The organism is Streptomyces sp. NBC_01622 (assembly GCF_045209635.1).
In the GTDB taxonomy this organism is placed as follows: Bacteria; Actinomycetota; Actinomycetes; order Streptomycetales; family Streptomycetaceae; genus Streptomyces.
This window is the reverse complement of record NZ_CP109293.1, coordinates 10,362,197-10,383,506: the sequence shown is the minus strand read 5'-3', so window position 1 is coordinate 10,383,506 and position 21,310 is coordinate 10,362,197. Positions and strand designations below refer to the sequence as shown.

The 21,310-nt window shown below is 71.9% G+C and carries 29 protein-coding genes; all 29 read left to right on the top strand.

Translation table 11 applies throughout. The features are described 5' to 3' along the window. Positions 1–45 precede the first annotated feature (45 nt). The 29 genes from OH768_RS47890 (at position 46) to OH768_RS47750 (ending at position 21,289) form a co-directional block, all read left to right on the top strand. Entirely contained in the window at positions 46–447 is a 402-nt protein-coding gene (locus OH768_RS47890) for a hypothetical protein (RefSeq protein ID WP_406463350.1), read from the top strand. Between the two features lie 41 nt (positions 448–488). Continuing rightward, a complete protein-coding gene (locus tag OH768_RS47885; RefSeq protein ID WP_406463349.1) occupies positions 489–1,253 on the top strand; it encodes a hypothetical protein in 765 nt (254 codons plus the stop codon). Between the two features lie 4 nt (positions 1,254–1,257). Beyond that, positions 1,258–1,821 carry a hypothetical protein gene (locus tag OH768_RS47880; protein ID WP_406463348.1) on the top strand — a complete coding sequence of 188 codons (564 nt, stop codon included), beginning with the start codon at positions 1,258–1,260 and terminating at the stop codon, positions 1,819–1,821. Positions 1,822–1,928: 107 nt separating this feature from the next. Then, entirely contained in the window at positions 1,929–2,624 is a 696-nt protein-coding gene (locus OH768_RS47875) for a hypothetical protein (RefSeq protein ID WP_406463346.1), read from the top strand. Further along, positions 2,621–3,163 (top strand): hypothetical protein, encoded by a 543-nt coding sequence (locus OH768_RS47870; RefSeq protein WP_406463345.1) that lies wholly within the window; start codon positions 2,621–2,623, stop codon positions 3,161–3,163. The genes OH768_RS47875 and OH768_RS47870 overlap by 4 nt, the downstream gene beginning before the upstream one ends. 396 nt (positions 3,164–3,559) lie before the next feature. Beyond that, entirely contained in the window at positions 3,560–3,754 is a 195-nt protein-coding gene (locus OH768_RS47865) for a hypothetical protein (RefSeq protein ID WP_406463343.1), read from the top strand. Positions 3,755–3,830: 76 nt separating this feature from the next. After that, positions 3,831–4,358, top strand: a complete 528-nt coding sequence (locus tag OH768_RS47860; protein WP_406463342.1) for a hypothetical protein — start codon at positions 3,831–3,833, stop codon at positions 4,356–4,358. 74 nt (positions 4,359–4,432) lie between these two features. Next, on the top strand, positions 4,433–5,170 hold the full coding sequence (locus OH768_RS47855; RefSeq protein WP_406463340.1) for a glycosyltransferase family 2 protein: 738 nt from the start codon (positions 4,433–4,435) through the stop codon (positions 5,168–5,170). A gap of 56 nt (positions 5,171–5,226) precedes the next feature. Then, entirely contained in the window at positions 5,227–6,036 is an 810-nt protein-coding gene (locus OH768_RS47850) for a DUF317 domain-containing protein (RefSeq protein ID WP_406463339.1), read from the top strand. Positions 6,037–6,088: 52 nt separating this feature from the next. After that, positions 6,089–7,273 carry a hypothetical protein gene (locus OH768_RS47845; RefSeq protein WP_406463338.1) on the top strand — a complete coding sequence of 395 codons (1,185 nt, stop codon included), beginning with the start codon at positions 6,089–6,091 and terminating at the stop codon, positions 7,271–7,273. Then, positions 7,212–7,742, top strand: a complete 531-nt coding sequence (locus OH768_RS47840; protein WP_406463337.1) for a hypothetical protein — start codon at positions 7,212–7,214, stop codon at positions 7,740–7,742. Before OH768_RS47845 ends, OH768_RS47840 begins: the two co-directional genes overlap by 62 nt. Further along, positions 7,739–8,083, top strand: coding sequence for a hypothetical protein (locus OH768_RS47835; protein WP_406463336.1), 345 nt, complete (start codon positions 7,739–7,741; stop codon positions 8,081–8,083). The genes OH768_RS47840 and OH768_RS47835 overlap by 4 nt, the downstream gene beginning before the upstream one ends. A gap of 50 nt (positions 8,084–8,133) precedes the next feature. Then, entirely contained in the window at positions 8,134–8,559 is a 426-nt protein-coding gene (locus tag OH768_RS47830) for a hypothetical protein (protein ID WP_266863644.1), read from the top strand. Positions 8,560–8,630: 71 nt separating this feature from the next. After that, the gene (locus OH768_RS47825) at positions 8,631–8,852 is read left to right on the top strand and encodes a hypothetical protein (protein WP_406465732.1); all 222 of its coding nucleotides are present in this window, start codon (positions 8,631–8,633) and stop codon (positions 8,850–8,852) included. 194 nt (positions 8,853–9,046) lie between these two features. Then, a complete protein-coding gene (locus tag OH768_RS47820) occupies positions 9,047–10,189 on the top strand; it encodes an AAA family ATPase (protein ID WP_406465731.1) in 1,143 nt (380 codons plus the stop codon). Then, positions 10,186–11,985: a hypothetical protein gene (locus OH768_RS47815; RefSeq protein ID WP_406463335.1), complete on the top strand. Its 1,800-nt coding sequence runs from the start codon at positions 10,186–10,188 to the stop codon at positions 11,983–11,985. The genes OH768_RS47820 and OH768_RS47815 overlap by 4 nt, the downstream gene beginning before the upstream one ends. Positions 11,986–12,130: 145 nt before the next feature. Further along, the gene (locus tag OH768_RS47810) at positions 12,131–12,685 is read left to right on the top strand and encodes a hypothetical protein (RefSeq protein WP_406463333.1); all 555 of its coding nucleotides are present in this window, start codon (positions 12,131–12,133) and stop codon (positions 12,683–12,685) included. A 110-nt stretch (positions 12,686–12,795) separates the two neighbouring features. After that, positions 12,796–13,218, top strand: coding sequence for a hypothetical protein (locus OH768_RS47805; protein WP_406463332.1), 423 nt, complete (start codon positions 12,796–12,798; stop codon positions 13,216–13,218). Beyond that, positions 13,215–13,997, top strand: coding sequence for a hypothetical protein (locus OH768_RS47800; protein WP_406463331.1), 783 nt, complete (start codon positions 13,215–13,217; stop codon positions 13,995–13,997). Before OH768_RS47805 ends, OH768_RS47800 begins: the two co-directional genes overlap by 4 nt. After that, a complete protein-coding gene (locus OH768_RS47795) occupies positions 13,994–14,920 on the top strand; it encodes a hypothetical protein (protein WP_406463330.1) in 927 nt (308 codons plus the stop codon). Before OH768_RS47800 ends, OH768_RS47795 begins: the two co-directional genes overlap by 4 nt. 30 nt (positions 14,921–14,950) lie before the next feature. Beyond that, complete coding sequence (locus OH768_RS47790) at positions 14,951–15,709, top strand: hypothetical protein (protein WP_406463329.1); 759 nt, start codon at positions 14,951–14,953, stop codon at positions 15,707–15,709. Positions 15,710–15,738: 29 nt separating this feature from the next. Further along, entirely contained in the window at positions 15,739–16,161 is a 423-nt protein-coding gene (locus OH768_RS47785) for a hypothetical protein (protein ID WP_406463327.1), read from the top strand. A 191-nt stretch (positions 16,162–16,352) separates the two neighbouring features. After that, complete coding sequence (locus tag OH768_RS47780) at positions 16,353–16,814, top strand: hypothetical protein (RefSeq protein ID WP_406463326.1); 462 nt, start codon at positions 16,353–16,355, stop codon at positions 16,812–16,814. 29 nt (positions 16,815–16,843) lie between these two features. After that, positions 16,844–17,227: a hypothetical protein gene (locus OH768_RS47775; RefSeq protein WP_406463325.1), complete on the top strand. Its 384-nt coding sequence runs from the start codon at positions 16,844–16,846 to the stop codon at positions 17,225–17,227. Further along, the gene (locus OH768_RS47770; protein WP_406465730.1) at positions 17,224–18,027 is read left to right on the top strand and encodes a DUF317 domain-containing protein; all 804 of its coding nucleotides are present in this window, start codon (positions 17,224–17,226) and stop codon (positions 18,025–18,027) included. Before OH768_RS47775 ends, OH768_RS47770 begins: the two co-directional genes overlap by 4 nt. Further along, positions 18,024–19,100, top strand: a complete 1,077-nt coding sequence (locus OH768_RS47765; RefSeq protein ID WP_406463323.1) for a DUF317 domain-containing protein — start codon at positions 18,024–18,026, stop codon at positions 19,098–19,100. The genes OH768_RS47770 and OH768_RS47765 overlap by 4 nt, the downstream gene beginning before the upstream one ends. Further along, on the top strand, positions 19,091–19,912 hold the full coding sequence (locus OH768_RS47760) for a DUF317 domain-containing protein (protein WP_406463322.1): 822 nt from the start codon (positions 19,091–19,093) through the stop codon (positions 19,910–19,912). The genes OH768_RS47765 and OH768_RS47760 overlap by 10 nt, the downstream gene beginning before the upstream one ends. A 49-nt stretch (positions 19,913–19,961) precedes the next feature. Further along, positions 19,962–20,510, top strand: coding sequence for a hypothetical protein (locus tag OH768_RS47755; RefSeq protein WP_406463321.1), 549 nt, complete (start codon positions 19,962–19,964; stop codon positions 20,508–20,510). Continuing rightward, positions 20,507–21,289: a DUF317 domain-containing protein gene (locus OH768_RS47750; RefSeq protein ID WP_406463319.1), complete on the top strand. Its 783-nt coding sequence runs from the start codon at positions 20,507–20,509 to the stop codon at positions 21,287–21,289. Before OH768_RS47755 ends, OH768_RS47750 begins: the two co-directional genes overlap by 4 nt. Positions 21,290–21,310 lie beyond the last annotated feature (21 nt).

The following is a 21,310-nucleotide window of genomic DNA, read 5'->3' as shown; positions in this document are numbered from 1 at the left end:
TACCGCTGGGCCGATCGCGACGCGGCCGACTTCCGCACTCATCACGTGCTACCCGCCGAGCCCTTTCCCGCCCCGGACCTGAGCCATCTCCGCCGGGCGCTGGACGCGGCCGACACACCGGCCGAGTTCAGTACCGTCCTCAACACCCTGCTGGACGCGGTCGCCCCCTTCCTCAACGAGGTCATCGAGTACCTGGCCGCCACCGCCAAGTGGAAGGGCCAAAACCGCGGAGCCGAACCCGAGTCACCTCCCTGGCTGCTGCGCGGCGCCGCCAGCAGCATCGCCTCCGCCATCGCCATGGCGACCGAAGCCGACGTAAAGGCCCTTCGCGCGCACTACGACCCGCCCCCGGACCTCGACGCGCTCACGCAGCAGGTCCGCACCGCTCCCGGCACGCCCCCGGCCCCGCCCGGACCGCAACCCGGGCCCGGCGGCCCACGGCGCTGAACCTCCGACACATCCACCAGCCGACGCGCACGTCAGGAACCATGCCCACCGCTCACGACGAACTGTTCGCCTTCGCCACCGCCCTCGCCGCCCGCCTGCCCGGCACCTGGACCAGCACTCCCCCGCAAGTCGACGACGACAGCTGTTCCCTCATCACCCGGGTGTGGGACAACATGTATGTCAACTGGGCCGCGGGGTACGACCGCATGCTCCACGTCCTCCTCGACGGACCCGACCGTCGGCAACTGTGCGTCTTCAAACGGCCTGTGGGACGCGGCGGCGAGTTCCTCGTCACCCCGATGCACCCCACCGGTTTCAAACCCCACCAGGTCTCACCGGTGGAGGAGCCCAACGGCATCGTCGTGCCCGGCGATCCGCTGCGTGCCGCCGCCGATGTCGCCCGCCGTGTCCTGCCCCGCTACGAGGCGGCCCTCGACGCGGTCCGCCACAACGCGCGCGTCCAGCCGGAGCCACCGCACCGCCAGCCCGCACCCGAGCATGCCCAGACCCTCACGCTGGTCTGGTATCCGGACGGCGTGGTGGGCGCACCGTACACGTCGGTGCCCGAGGACGCCCGTGATGTGCTCTACATCTGCCATTTCCAGTACCGGCCGCACGAGGCGGCGTTCGCCCTGCCCGCTTCCTACAGCCGCGCCGAGCGGGCCCTGTTCCTCCACGCCGCGGTCCGGCTGCTCACGGCCCAGGGCATCGGCGTCGACTTCCGCAACGCCGCCCCGTCCGCCCCCAGCGTGACCCCGGCCCGCCCGCTCACGGCTTCAGCCGCCCCCGCGGCCCAGCGGCGGTAGCCACGTGGGTCCGCGTGTCCCGGAGGTGTTTCCGTCGGACCTCGACCAGCGGGTGCTGCTGCACAATCTGGCCGACCGGTTCAACACGGTCGCCGACCACCTTCCCCTCCCTGAGCAGGTCAGCGCGGATCCGGCGCTGAGCGAGATCCTCGACGACGAAGTCCGCAACCTGGCCCGCCTGCTCGGCTATCTGACCGGGCAACACGCCTCCCGCCACCGGGCCGCCGCCTACTACCCCGATCAGACCACGGCCGTCCACCGCCGCGTCACCCTCGCGCTCGCCGAGGCCGCCGAGCCGGCCGGTGCCGCCCTCGCCGCACTCGGCGCCGCCGTGCACCACCTCGCGCGCCTCACCGACCTCACCCGCCGGCGCCCCAACCCCGGCCCCGACCGCGCCCGGGCCATCACCGCCGTCCACCGCAGCCTCCTGGACCGCCTCGGTGAGAGCCGCAGCCAACTCGCCCGCGCCGCACGGGGCTTGCGGGCCAACGCCGATACCCGTACGCCACCACCAGCGATCGTCCCGGCCCCGCCGACACCATCAGCCTCCCCTTCCCGGACCCGCTGACCCGCACGTCTCTGGGCCATCGGCCCATCGCTGCGCACCAGCGGAGCCGTACTCCCGCCACTGCTGGCCACGGCCACTACCTGAACCGTCCCACTGAGGAACTGCCCTTGCACATAAGCGAGTTCACCCGAGCGCTCGCCGACCGCCTGCCCGGCTGGGAGCCCGACCCGACCCCCGTCCCCATCGCCGCCGATCCGGCCAGCGACCGGATCTGGGACAGCGGACCCCTTGCCCACGGCGCGTTCGAAACGGACAGCGTCTCGCGCAGCGTGCTCACCCACCACTTCGGCCTGCAGCTGTACGTCATGCCTCGCCCCTACCGGCCGCACCAGTTCGTGGTGCTACCGATGCTGCCCGCCAACACCAGCCACGAGCACGTCCAGGGGCTGCGGGCCCCGCGCGGTATCGCCGTGTCCGCCGACCCCGTCCGGGCCGCGGCCGAGCTGCACCGTCGACTGGTGACCGACTACCGCCTCGCGTCATCCATCCCGATCCGGCGCAGCAGCCCCGGCCACCTCCAGGTCCACGTCACCCGCGACGACCGGCGGCGTCACCGGATCCGCAGCGGTTACATCCCCGTCTTCACCGAACTCCTCGCGTACGGCGGTTTCCTCCTCGACCCGGCCACCGGCGAATGCCACCTGCCCGACACCCTCAGTACCAAGGAGGCCAAGCGGCAGCTGGTCAAGAGCCTGCAGCGCCTGCGGCGTCGGGACTTCCGCATCGTCGTGCACTCCGGCGATGGTCCGCGCTCCCACCCGCGGCTGCCGCGCGCGGCCCCGCGCCCGGGGCGGCGGCGGTGAGTGCCGGCGACGACGCCGTCGTCCACGCCCAGCTCGCCACCTGGCAGCGTCGCATTCAGCAGACCGCTGCCGACCTGACCGCGCCCCGGACCGGCAGTTCCCAGTCGGCCCTCGCTCCCCTGCTGCATCAGCTCGTCTCCGTGTACAACATCGCCTCCGGCCTCCTGGGCGAGATACTCCGGTCGTCCGACAGTCCCCTCGCCACCACCGACACGGGACGCGCCTACCTCGTCCAGCTGGCCACCGCACTCGAACACACCAACCGCACAGCCGCGCACCTGAGTACGGCCGTGACCGGTCTCGCCGACATTCACCGGCTCGCGCCCCGCCCCGGCACCGCCGCCCCGGCCGAGAGTTCGCTGAACGTCATGCTCGGCCACGCCGCCGCCCTGCGCAGCCTCCAGCGCGCGCTCACCGCCGTCACCACACCCGTCGCCGACGCCCCGTCCAGCACCATGCCCGCACCGACGCCCGTGGTGGTCGAGCAGCACCGCTGGGCTGCCGACAGCGGTACCCGGCCCGCACGCCGCCGTCCCTGAACCACCCATCGTCCACACGAGCTTGGAGCAACGCTGGCCACCCGCTCTTTCATCGCCCGTCCCACCCCCACGGGCTACGCCGGGACGTACGTCTACTGGGACGGCTACCCCAGCCATCACCTGCCGCTGCTGCTCGCCGCCCACCAGCACCGGTTCGCCGGCGACACCAAGACCCTGGCCGCCTACCTCATCGACGACGCGCCACAAGGCTGGTCCTTCCTCGGCACCGACCTCCTCGACGGCGCACCCGACGCCCTGCGCGAGCACCTCGCCGCCGGCCGCGACGCGCCCGGCAAGCGCTACCCGGCCCGGCCGACCGGGGCACCGCTGATCTACACGGAGCGGACGGCGTCCCGCCTGAACTGGGGATACGTCCTGCACCCGCTCGGCATCGAAGTGATCAGCGCACCCGGCACAGAACGCGGTCCCCTCGTCGCGTGGACCGCCGACGCCCGCGTCCGGCTCCGCGGCACCCCCGGCCTGTGGAAGCCCGGCCAGCCGATCCCGGCCACCACACCGCCCCAGACCACCGCGCGGACCGCCGCACCTACCCCCACCACGGCTTGGGCGCCGCGCGCCCGCTCGCACTGACCCGCCCCACCCCCAGGAGACTGATCTGTCCACCCGTGCGGTCATCGCCCGCCCCACCGCCGACGGGTACGCCGGCATGTACGTCCACTTCGACGGCTACCCCGACAGCAAACTCCCGCTGCTCCTGGCCGCCTACCAGCACCGGTTCGCCGGTGACCTGGAGGCGATGGCCCGGCACCTGATCGACGAGGTCCACCACGGCTGGGACGAACTGGGCACGGACCTCCTCGACGGCACCCCCGCCGCCCTGCGCCGCTCCCTGACCGGAGGCCAGGAGTACTCCAGCCGCCAACTCACCAACGTGTACGGCACCGACGGCACCCCGGCCGAACGCGAACTGATCACCCAGGACGGCACCGACGACCTGGACTGGGCCTACGTCCTGCACGAGCACGGCATCGAAGTGATCGCCCTGCGGGCGTACGACCGTGGCCCCGTCGTCGCCTGGGACACCGACCCGCGCGGTGTCATCGGTGCCGATCCGGGCGCCTGGCATCCGGATTCCCGGGCCCCGATCGTCCCGCCGCGCTTCATGCCCCACTTGTCCACCACCGTGCCCGTCATCGGGCCGACGTCAGCGCCCCGTAGGGCCGCCCGCCGATAGCCCCGGCTGCTCTGCACCGATCCGCCGCCTGTCCGGAGAAACCTCTGTCACCGCGCCCCCGCCCGAAGATCACCGTGGTCATCGCCACCCAACTCCGCCCGGAACGGCTGGCGTTCCTCGTGTCCATGCATGCCAGCCTGTGCCGGCAGAGTGTCCCGTGGGAGGCCGTCGTCGCCCTCGACGGCGCCGATCCCGCCCGGCTTCCCGCCGCCCTCGCCGCCGACCCCCGCGTCCGCGTCCTCGCCCTTCCGCGCCCGGTCGGCGCGGCCTGCGCCCGAAATCTGGCGCTCAACGAGGTGCGCACCGAGTACGTCAACTGGGCCGACGACGATGACGAGTTCACCGACCACGCCATGGCGCTGCGCCTGCACACCCTGGAGGAGACCGGGGTCGGCTGGTGCGCCGGATACAGCCAGGACCTTTACGCCGACGGCGCCACCGCCCTGTGGCGGTGCCCGACGCCACCGGGCCGGCACGAAGCCGGGGACGTGTGGACGTACTGGAAGGACCCGGCCGACACCATCCCGCTCGGCCCCACCACCATCCTGGCCCGGACCGGCCTGGTGCGCGCGGCCCCGATGGGCGGGTTGGTGCAGGGCGAGGACTACTGCGCCCTCGCGATCACCTGCCTCGCCCCGGGAATCCTGCTGCCCGTTCCGGTCTACCGGTACCGCAAGCACGCCGGGCAGATGACCGCACAGGTCTCGTACGACGAGTTGGAGGCGAAGGCACGGGTCTTCGCCCACCGGTTCGGCGCCAGCCTGCGCGCCGCGTCGCTTTCTCCTCGCGATGCGGCCTCCGCCACCCCGTAGTTGGGCACCCGCCTTCGTCGCGCCCCGCTCCCCCATCCATCCCATCGGAAAAGCCCATGCCCAACGACCCCGCCCAGGACAGGCCCCGGGAGAAGGTCCTCATCTCTCCCCGCTATCTGGCCGCCAGTCTCCCCAGCGACCACCACCTGCTCCTGGACGTCTTCGCCGAGGACTCCGCGTGGAGCGTGCACACCGACGACTCGTCGTTGACCGTCACGAGCCCGTGCCGGCGCATCACGATCCGCCATGACCAGACAGCCGTGGGGCGAGACGCGCATCTGGTGATCTCGGCCCGCACCGACGCACAAGCGCCGGAGCGCTGGCGGACGACCATCAACGGCAATGTGCCAATCGAGTTCGTCTCCACGCTCATCGGCACCCTGGCAGCTGAACTGGCCGCCGACCCGGATCACGTCGTCTACGGCATCGGCGCCGAGCCGGGCCTGTTTGAGCTGTACGTTGACATCGACTCCTGGAGCTACTTCGACGACTTCGGGCTCTCCGGATTCATCTCGCACGACGGGCACGCCGCCGTGGTTGGCCGACCTCCGGACTCACCCGCGCCGCCGATCCACGGAGACGCATCCATCACCTGGCACCTGGCCGCCTCCCCGAACAGTCTCGGTCACCTGTGGGACATCTCGTTCACGGAGAAGACGCCGGCCTTCCTCATGCACGCGGTCGTCGCCGACACCCTGGACCCTCGGCCCACTCTGCGCTCCACAGCTCTCCCGTTCCCCAAAGCTGTCGTCCCCCTGGTGACCATCGAACGCGTCCCGTCGCCGGCCCGTCCCCCCTCGGCGCAGCCTTCGCACGCCGAACCGCCGCGCAGCCCCGAGCCCAAGCGCACCCCGAAGTCCCGCTGAGCCCCGTCCGCCTGGACGAACACGCCCGTGGGCTCGACCCGCCAGGACCTTGATGCCCACCCCCTCCGCCGAGATCACCCTCACCACCAGCCGTGCCCTGGGCCTTGTCGCCATCGCGTCCGGCGAGGAGTACCAACAGGCTCACCGCGCTCTGAACGACGCTGGATTCCGCCGCCTGTCCAACGGGGTGTTCGTCTCCCCGCTGACCGACGCGCGGGCCGCCCGGTACACCGCCAGTGTCCTGGTGCATCACGCCCACAAGCACGGCGCCACTATCACCCCCAGCCCCCGGCCCTACCTCGGCGACATCGGCACCGAGATCGCGGCCTGCCTCCCCGGCGCGTGGAGCGCCCGACTGGAGATCTACAGCCACCCTCTGTGGCAGGAAGACCTCTGGCCTGCGCTGTGGGAGGCCGGCGACCTCTACCGCGCCCTCGTGGAGCATCGCGTCCCGTTCGCGTCCGTGCTGAAGAACGACACCGGTACCGAGCTGCTGCTGATCGAGCGCCCTGGTCACCGCAGCGGCTACCTCCTCGGAGCGCTCACCGAGCACGAGAAGGAGGACCCGCACGATGACCCCACCACGCCACCCAGCATCGTGCTGCCCGCCGATCCCCAACTGGCCGCGCACGCCGTCACCCACACGTTCTTGCCCGCCTACCGCCGCGCCCTGCACCACCGGGATGTGAACACCGTCCTGAGATCGCTGGAACGTATCCGGGAAGAACACCAGACCCTCCAGGCGGTCAAGGACTCCGGCCGGTACAGCGACGGCGTCCCGCTCGGCGACTCCCGCCTGATCGCCGGAATGGAACGGGACTTCGCCAACAGGGCCTGGCTCTCCTTCACCGATGTACTCGACCACGCACCTCTCCTGCTGGCCCGGTGCCGTCCCACGGCCACCCCCTGGCCCCAGGACGCCGCCACGCTGACCCGCCTGCGCGAAGCACTCGCCCACAGCCAGGACGCCTGGAACAAGTGGAACGACACACGGCGCGACCTGTACGCGATCCCCCGGACGCTGCCGACCCACGAATGGAGCCGGGTCCGGGGCCGGCTCGGCCTCGCCGTCCTGCCCGCGATCGAGACGTGGCTCGCCGACGGCGGAACGTTCGAGCGTCAGGCCCGCGCTGCCGTACCAGGCGGCCCGGCAGCCCTGTCCGCGGCCAGTCCGCATGTGCTCACCGCCCGCCCAGCGCCGCCGCCCACGCCGCCGGCCGCCTCGGCGCACCGCTGAACGTACCGATAAGGATTCGTCTCTGTCCGAACACTTCCGCCTCACTTCCCATCCCGAGCACGGCTACGTCGCCGAAGCCGACCCCCAGGTCCCCGGCCACCTGGCCGACTGGCTCCTCACCCGCGAGCAGTTCGAGCCCATCCCCGGTGCCTCGGGCCGCTACCGGCTCATCCATCCGCACCACGACGGCCTGCGCCGTACCCGCCAGGCCGCGCAGGATCTGCGCCGCCTCGGCTACCGGGTGCACACCGCCGCCGCCCTCACCCCTGCCCGGACGCCGGGCCCGCCCCAACCAGGCGTGAACAACGGCCTGTTGGAGCACCGCGCCCGTATCGCGCAGGCCGCGGCCACCCGCTCCCCGCGGAACCCTGCCGCCCCGGCCACGCCCCTCCCCGAGGTCACGCCGCAGACCGCCGCCGTGCCCGGGGGCGGCCGAGCCCGGGCAGCCGGAGGAGGGCGGGGCCGATGAGCGAGGCAGCAATCCGCATCACCCGCGGCCCGGGCGGCGAGGTCGAAGTCGACGGTCCGGTCGACGCCTTCGCCGCGGGCGTCCTGGCCCGTGCCGGATTCGACACCTATCCCACGCTGCGCGGCGTCTGGATCCGCCTGCCGTTCGACCTGGGCCGCCGGTGGGAGAACGAACGCGCCGCCTGGGCGGCCGAGATGCTCACCGCCGCCCGCTACACCGTCGACCTCGGCCCCGGCCTGCGCCCCGCCCCGGACTCCGCATCCACGCCGCCGCGCCGCGCGAAGACCGCCATGACCGCGCAGCCCTCGCCCGCCGAGACCACGCGGCGACCACGACACTGACCCGGCGTCCCACCGAGGTCAACTCCCCACCCCCGAAAGGCCCTTCTGCCGTGCCCCGCTCGACCACACCCGCCTGGAACTGCCACAACGACGCCTGCCCGATCTGCACCGCACCGGAACGCGACGAGTTGACCCTGATGCGCTGCGCCATCCTCACGCTGCTGGAACAGGGCCGCTGGATGGCCTCCGACGAGATCCCCCTGCCCGAGATCCTCTCCGCCGGAGGCAACTACCTGAGCGGTTTTACCGACGATGACGTCCCGGCGCCCGCCGTCGAGCACTGGGCCTGGCTGGAGGCCGAGTTGCGCCTGACCGTCGCCCGCGCCGCCGGACTGGACGCCGTCAGCACCCTCGACCCGCGCATCGACCGCGTCCTGGCCACCGCCGCCCGCCGCACATGGCGGCGCCAGATAGACCTGCTCGACCTCGCCGCCGACCAGTTCACCGAACTCCACACGCGGCCCCGCACCGCCTGAATCCACCGGCGCCCCACACCGTCACCACCGATAGGAGATCCGCCTTGCCCGAAGCACCAGCAGAGCCGTTCATGACGATCCGGCACACCATCACCGGCGAGATCACCACCACCGGCTACAACGCCGCCGCCCGGCGGATCCTGCTCCAGGCCGGCTTCGAAGAGACGCCAGGCTGCGCCTGCCGAGCGACGGAACCCGGTACGGAGCGGACGCACGGGCCTGCTCGGCAGCCAGCGAGCTGCTCGTCGCCGGCCATCCCGTGCACCTGGACCGAGCCCTCGGTCTGCCGGTGAGCGCCGACGGTACGCCCCGGTTGGCCCGGTCGCCGATGTCGGCACAGTCCGTGATCCGCTCCGAGAGCGGCCAGCCTCTCCAGCGCATCGCCAACCCCGCCCGCACCCGCACCTGTTGAAGGGGCCTCGTTTTGACCACACCCGGAACGCCTACCAGTCCAGCGCGCACCAAGGGCGGCGAACTACGGGCCAAGGTGGCCCGACTGCTGGCCGACCGGCCGGCGGACACGCTCACCATCGGGGACATGGCCAGGCAGCTGGGCCACTCCCACGGCGCCGTCCGCAACGCCGCCCTCACCCTGGTGCGACGCGGCGAGGCCGACCAAGGCGGAACCGGACAACCGGAGTTCCGCGCGAACGCGAAAACCGCCGCAGCCGCGCAGACCGCTGTGATCAGCCCACCGGGCACCCACTCTCCCCGCGCCCAGGCGGCCACGGCCCGCACGACCATTCCCGCAGCAGCCACGCCCAGGCAGACCGGCCCGATCCGCCGCGCGGGGGGCCAGGTCTACCACCCGAGGGAGCTGGCCGATCTGCCCGACGTCGAGGCGTTGAATCGCTTGCGCGACGCCGACGTGCCGGTGCTGCTCTACGGCCCTCCGGGCACCGGCAAGACGAGTCTGGTCGAGGCGGCGTTCCCGGACCTGCTCACCGTCGCCGGTGACGGCGACACCACGGTCGGCGACTTGATCGGCGAGTACACACAGGACGACGCGGGAGCCTACGTCTTCCAGTACGGTCCGCTGGTCACCGCGATGACCGAGGGCCGCGCCCTGCTGATCGACGATGCCACCTTGATCTCACCGAAGGTCCTGGCGGCGCTGTATCCCGCGATGGACGGGCGCAGGCAGATCCAGGTCAAGGCCCACAAGGGCGAGACCATCAAGGCCGAGCCGGGCTTCTACGTGGTGGCGGGCCACAATCCCGGCGTCCACGGGGCGGTGTTGACGGAGGCGCTCGCGAGCCGGTTCAGCGTGCAGATCCAGATCGGCACGGACTATGACCTCGCCCTGGCGCTGAGGATCGATGCCCGGGTGGTCCGGGTCGCCCGACACCTCGCCCACCAAGTCGAACTCGGCGAACTGGGCTGGGCCCCCCAACTGCGGGAACTGCTCAGCTACCAGAGGACCGAGGCCGTCCTCGGCACCAAAGCCGCGCTCGCGAACCTCGTCGGCATCGCTCCTGTGGAGGATCGCGACACCGTCGCCGCCGCCGTCATCAAGGCTGCCGGCGTCAAGAAGATCGCGCCCCTCACCCTCGGCAAGCAGCTCCCCGCCTCGGCCGTCCGCCAGCCCCCGGGCAGCACCGGCTCCGCACACCGGGGCCGCTCGCGATGAGCGCCCACCACCACGTCCAGTCCCCCGCCACCACGCCGGACGACGACGCCGACCTCGCGCGATGGGACGACGACGGCGCCCCGCCCGCGCAACCCCGTTCCTCCCCGGACGCGTGGCTGCGCGTGGGAGCCGAACTCGGCGACCGGCTGGTCGCCCTCTCCGGCCGCCCAGACCTCCTCGTCACCTGCCGCCCCGGCACCCGCAGCGGCGCACCGGCCGCGTTCTTCCCCACTCTGGGCGAGGTCGAGTTCGACGCCGGCCTGTTCGCCCCGCTCCAGCCCCACGAGATCCATCCGCGGATCGTGGGCGACGAGGAGCGGTATCCCGCCGCCTGGGGAGTGTTCGTCCACGAGGCCGCGCACGCGGCCCACTCCGTCTGGACGAAGCCTGCCGGAGCGAACCCCCGCGTCGTCGAGGCCGCGCTCCTGCTGGAGGAGAGCCGCGTCGAAGGCGCACACCTGATCACGCGGCCCACGGACCGCACGTACCTGCGCACCAGTGCCCGAACCCTGGTCATGCCCGACACCGCCCACCCCACCCTCCAGGGCATCGAGCACGCCGCCGCCGTGGCGGCCCTGGTCCTCGGCCGCCGTGACGTCGGCATCCTGGACGCCGGCGAGACCCGGGCCGTCGCCGATCTGTGCGAAAAGGTGCTGGGCGCAGACCTGCTGGCCACACTCACCCGCATCTGGACCGCAGCCCACCAGTGCGCCGACCACGACGCCACGACCATGCTCGCGCACGCCCAAAAATGGTGCGACGCTCTGGACACCGCCGCCCCCGCCCTGCCCGTGCCGGAGAACCTCACCGATCTGCTGTCCGGCGCCGTGGGGGTCGTCATGGACAGCACGGCAGCCACCGACGCCGCCGACCTCGCGGCACAGGCCGCAGCGACCAACGCCACGGCCGCGCAGTCCAAGGCGCAGGCCCAGGACCGCGCCCAGCGGGCCGGCCAGCGACGCAAAGCCGCCGCCACCGCCAAGTCGGTCTTCAACGCCCGTGGCACCACCGTCACCCCCGACGGCACACCGGCGCCCTACGGCAACCCGGTCACCGGCACCCGCAGGCCCACCGCCGCCGAGCAGAGTGCCGCCGCGCGCCTGAGCCGCGCCCTGCGTGCCGCCGCCTACCGCGAGCGGACCGAGGAGCGGACCACCAGCCCCACCCCGCCCGGCCGCCTCAACATGCGCGCGGCCCTCGCCCGCGACGCTCAGCGCGCGGCCGGGTCGGTCCCCACCGCGGAACCGTTCACCCACACCCGCCGCCGGAACTCCCCCACCCCACCGCTGCGTGTGGGTATCGCCGTCGACGTCTCCGGCTCCATGCGTGCCGCCTGCGCGCCCGTCGCGTCCGCTGCCTGGATCGTGGCACGCGCAGCAGCCCTGACCGACCCCGACTCCCTTACCGCCACCATCGCCTACGACAGGCACCTGACCGCATTGACCCGACCCACCCACCGAGCACCAGAGCGCGTGACGACGTTCGATGCCAACGGCGGCCACCACAACCTCGGCGACGCCATCGACGCACTCGACCACGGCCTCGAACTCAGCCGCCCCGGCGCCGGCCGCCTCCTCGTGATCGTCACCGACGCCCGGTACGCCAGCGACGAAACCGCTCAAGCCGTCACCCGCGTCAAGCAGCTCACGACCGCCGGCTGCGCCGTACTCCAGCTCACCCTCACCGCCCAGTCCCACCACTTGCCGGGGACCACCTTGCTGCACCTGCCCCAGCCCTCCAGCGCTCCCGTCGCCATCGCCACGGCGGCCACAGACGCCATCCGCAGGACACGCTGAGACGACGCAGAAGGCGGAAGCGTCCCCGAGACCACCGCCAAGCACTCCAGACCACCTCCGTCCGCCGCATGAATCGCGCATCTGATGCACGACCCTCCGCAACGACGCAGGCCACCACCCCAACCGCCAACGAAAGGCACTCGATTTGAAGCCCCAGACCAGCAGCCCGACCTCGAACGTAACGCCCATCGCACGGAATTCCCCGGGGGTCCGTAAGACCTGGACCGTCGTCCACCGATGTGGACACGAAGTCCCGCATGATCTTTCCAACCGTCCCGCCGACCGGCGCGCCTCATTCGCCCGCTGGCTGGAGGAGCGCGACTGCACTGCCTGCTGGAAGGCCGCCCGCGACGAGGACGGCACCGGCAAGGACGAGTGGCTGGCCGCCAAGCGCGCCGAGGAGCAGCAGGCCGCCACCGAGTGGGCCGAGCAGTTCGACATGCCTCCGCTCGAAGGACCCGAGAAGGCCCTCGCCTGGGCCGAACGCTCCCGCCACCAGCTCGTCACCGCCGCATACAGCGCGCTGGTGACCGAGGGCAGCTGGGACGAGGCCGACTGGGCGGTCCTGGAGGACACGATCCGCACCCTCACCCGCGCCGGGTGGTGGCTCGATCAGCGTGCCGCCGAGGGCACTGACTTGCCCGAACTCCTCGACGCCGCCACCAGTGACGACGTCGGAACCGAGAATCCGTTCCGCTAGACGCGGGTCCTTATACCCGACGATCCCCGGTTACCGAAACCGGGGATTCTCCGGAGTCTTGTTCCTCCCACCGCCTCCCCTGCGCCTGCTCGTGGAAGGAACTCCCTGCTGTGCCCGACGCCGTCTCCCGTCCACCGCATGCCCCCGGTGACATCGTCACCCCCGAACGGGACATCAATCACCAGCACTTCCGGCCCGGCGACCAGGTCGTCATCCTCAAGGGCACCTCCGGCAGCAATCTGTGGGGGGACACCTACAAGGTCGTCACGTCCTCGTGGCACACGCCGACCGACGAGGACGGGTGGCGGCTGTACGACCCGGACGGCGGCGCGCGCACCTACGTCACCGCTCACCCGCGCTACCTCGTCCACCTCTCCCGCCGCTGCCCGGACTGCCTCATCTACCAGCAGGCGCTGCGCACGTATCTCCTCCCGCGCCTGGCCGGCGCCGAAGGGGACGTCGACTGCGGCTGGTACTCGCTCACCCCGCTCAACCAGGTGGTGCACGTCGCCGACGCCCGAGGAGGGCGATGACCCGCACCGTCGGCTCGGAGCGCACCGCGGCGATGGCGCGAGCGGCGTCGATCGCCATCGAGACGGTCACCGGGACCCAGTGGCCGGTGCGTCTGGCCGAGGACCTGCGTGATCTGGACGCGACATGGCAGGAGTCGGCCGAGGTGTGCGCCGACGTCGCCTGGCAGGCCCGCGCCGCCGGGAACAGTGCGCTGGTGCTGCTCGCCCCCGGGGACGTCACCGGCCCTGGGCCCGGATCGGGCCCGGTCGTCTCGCGGACGTACCGGCACCTCTATCTGAGCGCCCTGCGCTACGACTTCCGGTGCCGCTCCATCGAATCCCTCCAGAACCAGGTGCCGTTGAGCGTGCTGAACGCGGACCCGTACAGCTGGGCGCTGTACGCCTTCGCGCGCCTGGGCCAGTCCCGCTCGGACGGGCTGGCCGTGATGGAGCAGGTCCTCGCCACCGCGGCGGATCACCCCAAGACGCTGCACGTCTTGTTGCACGGGGTGTGGCTGGGCGGCCTGGTTCCCGGCCGCGCGGACACGCTCCTGGCCCTCGTGGACCGGCTGCCCGACGGCGGCGACGGTGATCCGATCGCGCAGTTCCGCAAGGCGTCGGCGCTGCGCGCGCTGGGCCGCTATCCCCAGGCTCACGCGGCCGTCGAGCGCGCCCTGGAACGTCTGCCGCCGGGCCATCTGGCCGTCCACGCCGACCTGGTGCGCGAACACACCCTGATCACCGCCTCATACGACCTGGCCCAACTCGCCCATCAGCGCCGGAAGCCCAACCCGCAATGATCATCCGTATCCATCCACGCCACTTCACGCCCGCCGAGCCGCTCACCGAGGCCCTCGGCCGGCCGGTCAGCAACCACGAGGGGCTGACCGCATACACCGTGGTCGCCCACTGGCCGGGGCTGGACCACAGCACGCCCGACGACGAGCAGAAGACCTGGACGTCCGCCGAGTGGGCCGAGCACCTGGACGCCCCCAGCTGGCAGCACCCCGACGCGGCCAGTTCTCAGGACGACGTCCGCTCCATCTGGCACGCGGAGGTGCGCCTGCACCCCAGCGACCGCGACCTCACCGGCCCCGAGTGGTCTGAAATCGCCCACCGGATCCTCCGCATCGTGGGCATCCACCGGCCGGGGGACGATCGCGGCTGCCGCTGGATCGCCGTCCAGGCGCAGCCCGGCCGTCTCGACCTGCTCGCCAACCTCATCCGGCCGGACGGCACATGGACCACGCAGCACCGTCGAGTGCCTCCGGTCCTGGCGGCCGAGTGCCGGCGCATCGAGACCGAGCTGGACCTCCGCTCCCCCGAAGGCGGCGGCCCGGATCCCGAGCAGACCGCCCGGTTCGCGCAACGTGCCGCTCTACCGGCCAACGGCGCCTCGCCCGGCACTGTGGACGCCGCCACCCAACTCGCCGGACTGCTGCGGCAGCTCGCCGACGAGAACACCGGTCCGCTCGCGACCGTGCGCGGCCTCGTCGAGCACACGGCCCACCGTCTCGACCACCTTCCGCACACCTACGGCCCGGCCGCCGGACACCAACTGGAGCTGATCGCCCGCCGCTTGCACGGCATCCAGCAGGACCTCGACGCCACCGCCCGTGCCCTGCCCACCGCCGCCGTACTACCGGCACCGCTTTCGACCCGGATGGCCACCAGCCCCGTCATCGCCACTGCCGCACCCGCCTCGGGCAACCAGCAGCGCTGATCCCCACCTCCCGTTCCTTTTGAGGAGACCATGCACGACTCCGCCCCCGACACCGCTCTCGGCTCGTTCGCTGCCGTCCTCGCCGGCGAACTACCCGGCGCCTGGACCAGCACGTATCACCCGAACCGCGGCAGCACGACCGACCACGACTCCCTCACCGACCGTGTGTGGGACATGAACGACGTCGCCGACGCCCTGGCCAGGCGCACCGTGGACCACTACGCCGTGCTGACCCGCGACGACGGCACCCGGCTGTTCATCGCAGACCGGCCGGGTCCCGGCGAGGGATACCTGATCGCCGCCATGGCCCCCGCCGACGCACCAGCCGAGGCGTTCCGCGGTGTCCGCGAGCCCGACGGCATCGCGGTGGCCGCCGATCCGTTCAGCGCCGCCGAGGACATCCACTACGACCTGCTGCCCCTGTACGACAAGGCCCTCGCCCAGGTCCGCACCAACGCCGTCCGCATCGCGGCGTCTTCGGCCGCCGAACCGGAGCACGTGGTCATGACTTGGTCCGGCGGCACGCTCGTCGTCGAGCGGCCCGACCGTGAAGACATCACGGGGGTCCTGACCGAGCACGGCTTCGCCCTCGACACCGAACGCGACGCCTTCGTCCTGTCCGGTGACGACTCCGCACGCCAGGCCGCCTCCGTACGAGCCGCCGGCCACCGCCTGTCCGAACTCGGCGTCGGCGTGGTCCTGCGCCATCCGCCCGCCCGGCCTGCCCTCGGCACCGCCGCGGCAATGCCTCCGAGTCCGCCGATCACGGCCCCGCACCGCAGCCACTGACCCCATCCCCGAACGGAAGCACGAAGTACGTGGGAAACCGCGCCGACGACGAAGGCACCGACGTCGAGATCTACATCAGACCGCTGACCGACACGGTCCACGCCGACACACCCACCGGTGCGCCCGAGGAACTCCTCACCCTGCTCGACCAGCTCGGCTTCGAACGCAACACCCTCAGGCCCGCGGGCTCCTCGGGCCCGACCTATGTGTGGCACGAGGCTCCCGCACGCCTCACCGAGGCCGAGAAAAGGAAGCTCGCCACCAGCGCCGTTCCCTCCCTGCTCGTGGCCGGGTACCTGGTCAACATCACCGACGCCGTTTGGGACGCCGCCGCCTATCAGGAGGCTGCGCTGGCAGCACGCCGCCAGCGCAGCGCCGCAGCCGCTCCGGACACGTCGACCGCCTCCGCTGTCCACGCCCGCGGCAGTGCGGCAACACCGCGTCGGCGGTGAACCACGCTCGAATGGCAGCCCGCTCGTGAGCCTGGCGGACGAGGCCGGGGCCGGCGTTTTGTCACCGTGACGGCACGAGCTACGTCGACACCCGCACCGGCGCCCTGGAACAGCTGCTGGTCCTGCTCAACGGCCTCGGCCTCGAACACCACGACCACGGCGGCGAGATCTGGCATCAAGTCCTCGACCCAATGAACGAGATCGCCACGAAGGACCTGGCCGCCCGGACTGTGTTGCTGCTGACCGGCCACGGCGACCAAGTCCCCATCGGCATAAGCCTGTTCGGCGGCGCCGCCTACCACGCCGCCCTCGCCGCATCCCTAGCACGCTGGCCACCCTCCGCGCCCACGACGTCTGCCCCACACGCACCATGCCCCCGCCATACGCGCTGCCCGATCACCGCGCCGCCCCCGCCCACACCTGGAGTACCCGTCACCCGCCCAACCGGCCGCACACCAGCACCCATCACCGCCGACCGCAAGCCCCGCCTGGTCACCGCACTCTTCCGCCGCTATCTGCGTGCCGTCACCGCCGACAGGCACACCCAGACCAACCTGCTGGCCGGCGGACACCCCGAGGCTGCCCTCGACGAAGCGCGTCGCCGGGATGTGTCCCTTCACGTCGACAGCTACCGCGTCCAGCATCCCAACTAGCAGTCCAACCTGGTCCGTTCAGGAGGCCCATGCCCGACCTGCCCCCCTACTACTCAGTGCGGCTCGCTGACGACATCGCGCTCCAACTCGGCCTGCTCACACAGCTCCTGGCCCATTCCTCGCCGCAGGAGGCCGCCCTGATTCTCAGCAAGGTCCTCGACTACGACGAGGGCCTGCTGGGACGAGTCACCGAACTGGTCGCCACCGGATCGCGCTTCGCCCAGGACCACTCTCAGCGCGGCATTCTGCCTCCCGAGGTGTGGCTCGCGGTGGGCCGCTCGGCCAGCGAAATGGGGAACATCGGCGCGGAACTTGGCGGGCACGCCGACACCCTCAAGCGCCTCGGAGCACCCTCCGCCATCGCGCCTGGGAAGCCCGTCCCCTCCGCCATGGTCGTCAGGAGGAGCCGCTGAAGAAGCAGCAGTGGACAGGCTGGAGTGCCGCCGGTCAGCAGGCCCAGCAGCACTACCTCGTCGAGCCCCGCCATCTCGCCGGCGGAGGCGACCTGCGCCACGTCACCGAGTACCTGCGCGCCTGCGGATGGAAGGACAAGTCCAAGACCGGCGGACCGGTCGTCTTCGACAGCCCGGACAAGTCCGTGCGCATCGGATACGACCCGTTCACGCAGCCCGGCGGCTGGACCATCCGCGGGAAACAGACCGCGCACCAGGAGGCATGGCACGCCACCTTCGGCCGCCACACACCCGTCGAGATCGTCGCCGGTCTCACCGACGCCCTGACCACCCCACGCACAGCGCACGCCCCCAACGTGTGGGAACCCCTGCTGCACCAGGGCTGGGAGACCGAACAAGGCCGGCACTTCACCGCCCGCAGTCCGGACGGCGACGCCTTCGTCCGCTTCCACCAGTCCGGCCCCGGCCAAGCACACTGGTGGGCCGGGGCCCGCAACGAACACGGCCGGCTGTGGGAGGCGACGTTCACGCCGACCACGCCGATGCACCTGGTGCAGGCGTTCAGCACGGCACTCGCGGATCCGCAGCCGGTGATGCGGCCCCTCGGCCACATCCCGCCCTCCCGGCGGATCCGCACCACCTCCATGTCCGTCCTGCCGTCCCAACTCGGCGCGTGGCAGCAGGCCAGGATCACCGCCGCCAGAGCGGCTACGTGGGCCCGTCACTCCTTCGCCTCCAACCGATCCCGCACTCCGCCCGGCGCGCGCCCGTATGCCGGGCGGTCAGGCCGGGCCCGATGAGTCACGAACGCTTCTACTCCCGCGTCAACGGCCCCACCATTCATAAGGACAACCACACGCGGTGGCTGGACGAGGTCACACCACGGCACCTGGCAGGCGGCGGCGATCCCCGGCACGTGACCGAGTACCTGCTCGCCGCCGGCTGGAGCAACCACTCGGTGCCCGGCTACCCGCACGTCCTGCTGGAGAGCCCCGACCGGCAGCTCCATCTCGCCCTGGAGCCCACCGCGCCCGAGCCGCGCGAGCCTTGGTGGCGCATCCATCCCGCCGGACGGCGCGAGTGGTCCGCCCAGTTCGGCGGCCACACCCCCGTCGAGATCATCTCGGGCTTCACGGACGCCCTCACCAGCCGCTCGCACGTGCCGCTCGGGAACCTGTGGCAACTGGCCACCGACCGCGGCTGGTCGCTCTACCACCAGGGCTCCGGGGCAACGCTGCTGTCACCCGACGAAACCGCGGTCCTTTCCCGGGTACCTGACGTCGTCTCCGACCCCCCCCGGCTGGCGCTGGAAAGCAGAGGTCTCGGTTCCAGCCACGACGCAACGGCGCCAGTGGCTGTGGGGCGCGTCGATCGACGAAGCAGCACCGGGTGCTGCCATCGCGGGCTTCATCACCGCGTTGACGGACCCCGCACCGCTGCTGCGCGACGAGGGCCACCAGCCCAACACCCTGTTCTTCGCTGCCACCAGGAGCAGCGTCTCGCCGGAGCAGTGCCAGCAGATGTACCGGCAGCGACTCGACGATGCCCGGCGCACCGTGCCGCCCCCGGCCAGCCGACCCTCGCTCCCAGGGCCGGCACATCGAAGGAAGCGCCGCTAGGCCGGCACGTCCCGGCCGAGCCACCTCACCGCCCGTTTCACGCAAGGACATCGATGCATACGCCCTCGACCGCCAGCCCGCCGACGACGCCTCACGGTGACACGGTCATGGCCGGACGCGTGCGCTCTGGCCTCGACGCCGCCACCGCCCTCGACCAGCGCGGCTCCACGCACGACGGCATGCTGCCCGCCTTCGCCCAGGGCCCCAGCCGCACGTCTCGCAGCCACCAGGCGGGCAGCGGCACATGCCGGTGACCGAACGGCAGCTCGCCGCCTTCGCCGACAAGCACGCCGGGCAGATTCCGTTCGACACCAGCCCCCGCCACCTCGCCGGCCCCGGAGACGCCCGCCATGTCACCCACGGTCTGGCCGCCGCCGGATGGAGCACCGTCTCCGACCCCCTGAGCGCCGAGATCGTCCTGCGCAGCCCCGACCTTCGCCACCGCCTCCAGTTCGACCCGCAGTCCACCACCTCGGTGTGGTGGCGGCTGTGGACGGAGACCACCGACAACGGGTCGGGCTGGTACGCCGAGTTCGGTGAACTCGTGCCCGCCGAGATTCTCACCGGCTTCACGGACGCCCTCGTCGTCCCGCCTCCACAGCAGGCTGACCCGTGGCAGCCGGTCATCTCCTCGGGGTGGCACCGCGACTCAGACGGCACGGCGCACTCGCCAGACTCCATGTGCCACATCGAACGGCGCCCGCTGAGCGAATTCCACGACGGGCCGGCCTGGCACATCGAGACCCGCGAGCCCGGCCACGGCGAATTCCCCGGCCCACGCATCTGGCACGCCTACTTCGACGAGCGCACCCCCGCCCACCTGGTCGGATCGTTCCTCACCACACTGGCCGACCGTAGCCCGCTCCAGCGCGGCATGTACGACCGCACCGGCCACTACAGCGCCGTGCAGGAACCCAGCCCACTGCGCCCACAGCAGGTTGTCGACGCCCACACCACGCGCCTGAAGTCCCTCCGCACGCAGGCCCGCTCCACCCGCCGACAGCAGACGAAACCCACGACGACCCGGGCGACCGCATGCCCAGCCCGTCCGGCCGCTCGCCGCTGAACCGACAGGACCCCTCCCCATCTCCACCGACCACCACACACACCGTGCCTTGCTCCACCACCTTGGCGCGTATCTGAGCGACAGCAAGAAGATCCTCGACGCCTGGGACAACTACTCCGACGAGCACACCGACTTCGACGGCTGGCCCCACGACGACCACGCCTACGGGCTGCGCCAGAGCCAGCGCGACGCCGACACCGCCGCCGCGTTCGAGACCCTAGGCGCTGACGCCCGCCACCTCCTGGCCACGGCCGGTGTGCAGTTGCCCCGCCTGCCGCCTGGCTCGGTGCAGTCTCACTGGAGCTACCGGCTCGGCGTCCTGCACACCGCGCTCGATCAACTCGACGCCCTGCACGAACAATGGCTGCGCACCCGCGACGCCCTCGCCGCCGACGCCACGCCCGGCACACCGGTCTTCGATGACGCCCTCGCCGAGCACCACGCCGAGTGCTGGAGCTACCTCGACGACTGGGCCACCCACGGCCACGTCATCGGCGACATCAACTCCGCCGCCCGGCAAGCCCCTTCGCCTCTGGCACCCCCGCCGCGTACGGCACCGGCGCCGGCCGCCGGCCGGACGGTCGAGGTGCGCAGGTGAGCAGGTTCCCCGACGAGAGGATCGTGGTCGACTATGTCGCGCCGCGTCACCTGGCCGGCGGCGGCGATCCCACGTGGATCACCGTTCCTCTCCACCGCGCCTGCGGCTGGAACCTGGAGCACGAACCGCTGACGCCGCTGACGCCCGACGTCGTGCTCACCAGCCCCGACCAGAAAGCGCTGCTGCGTCTGGAGCCCGACCCCGACAGCCAGTGGTGGACCCTCCACCACGCGCCCGAACCGGCAGCACCGGCCTGGTACGCGAGTTTCGGAGCCCGTACCCCCGTTGAGTTCATCGCAGCCGTCACCGACGCACTCACCGACCCGGCGGCGGACACGGCTGCGGCGCCGGACCCCTACGACGTGCTCCGGCAGGCCGACTGGACCCCCGCCGGTACTGGGAACGGGCTGGTTTCGCCGGACGGCACCGCGTTCCTCCAACGCTCCGACCGGGCCAACCCCTGGTTCGCCACCGTCATGGTCAACGGCTCCCGGATCGTGTGGCACGCCCACTTCAGCGAACACACGCCATCCCGCCTGATCGCCGCGTTCACCGCGTCGATGACCGACCCCACTCCGGTCGTGCGCGTCGTCGACACGTGGCGCCCGCCGACGCTCAACCCCCGCCTCGTCACCCGTACCCAGGTCGGCATGCGCGCAGCTCTGGTCGCTTTCGCCCTGGACGACCGTGTGCACACACTCAGCGCCCGCCACGCTCCGCCCGCCGCACCGCCGAGCGCCCCGCCCGGGCAGCCACCCGGCCCCGGCCGCAGCCGCTGACCCCCCGTCCCCACACCGAAG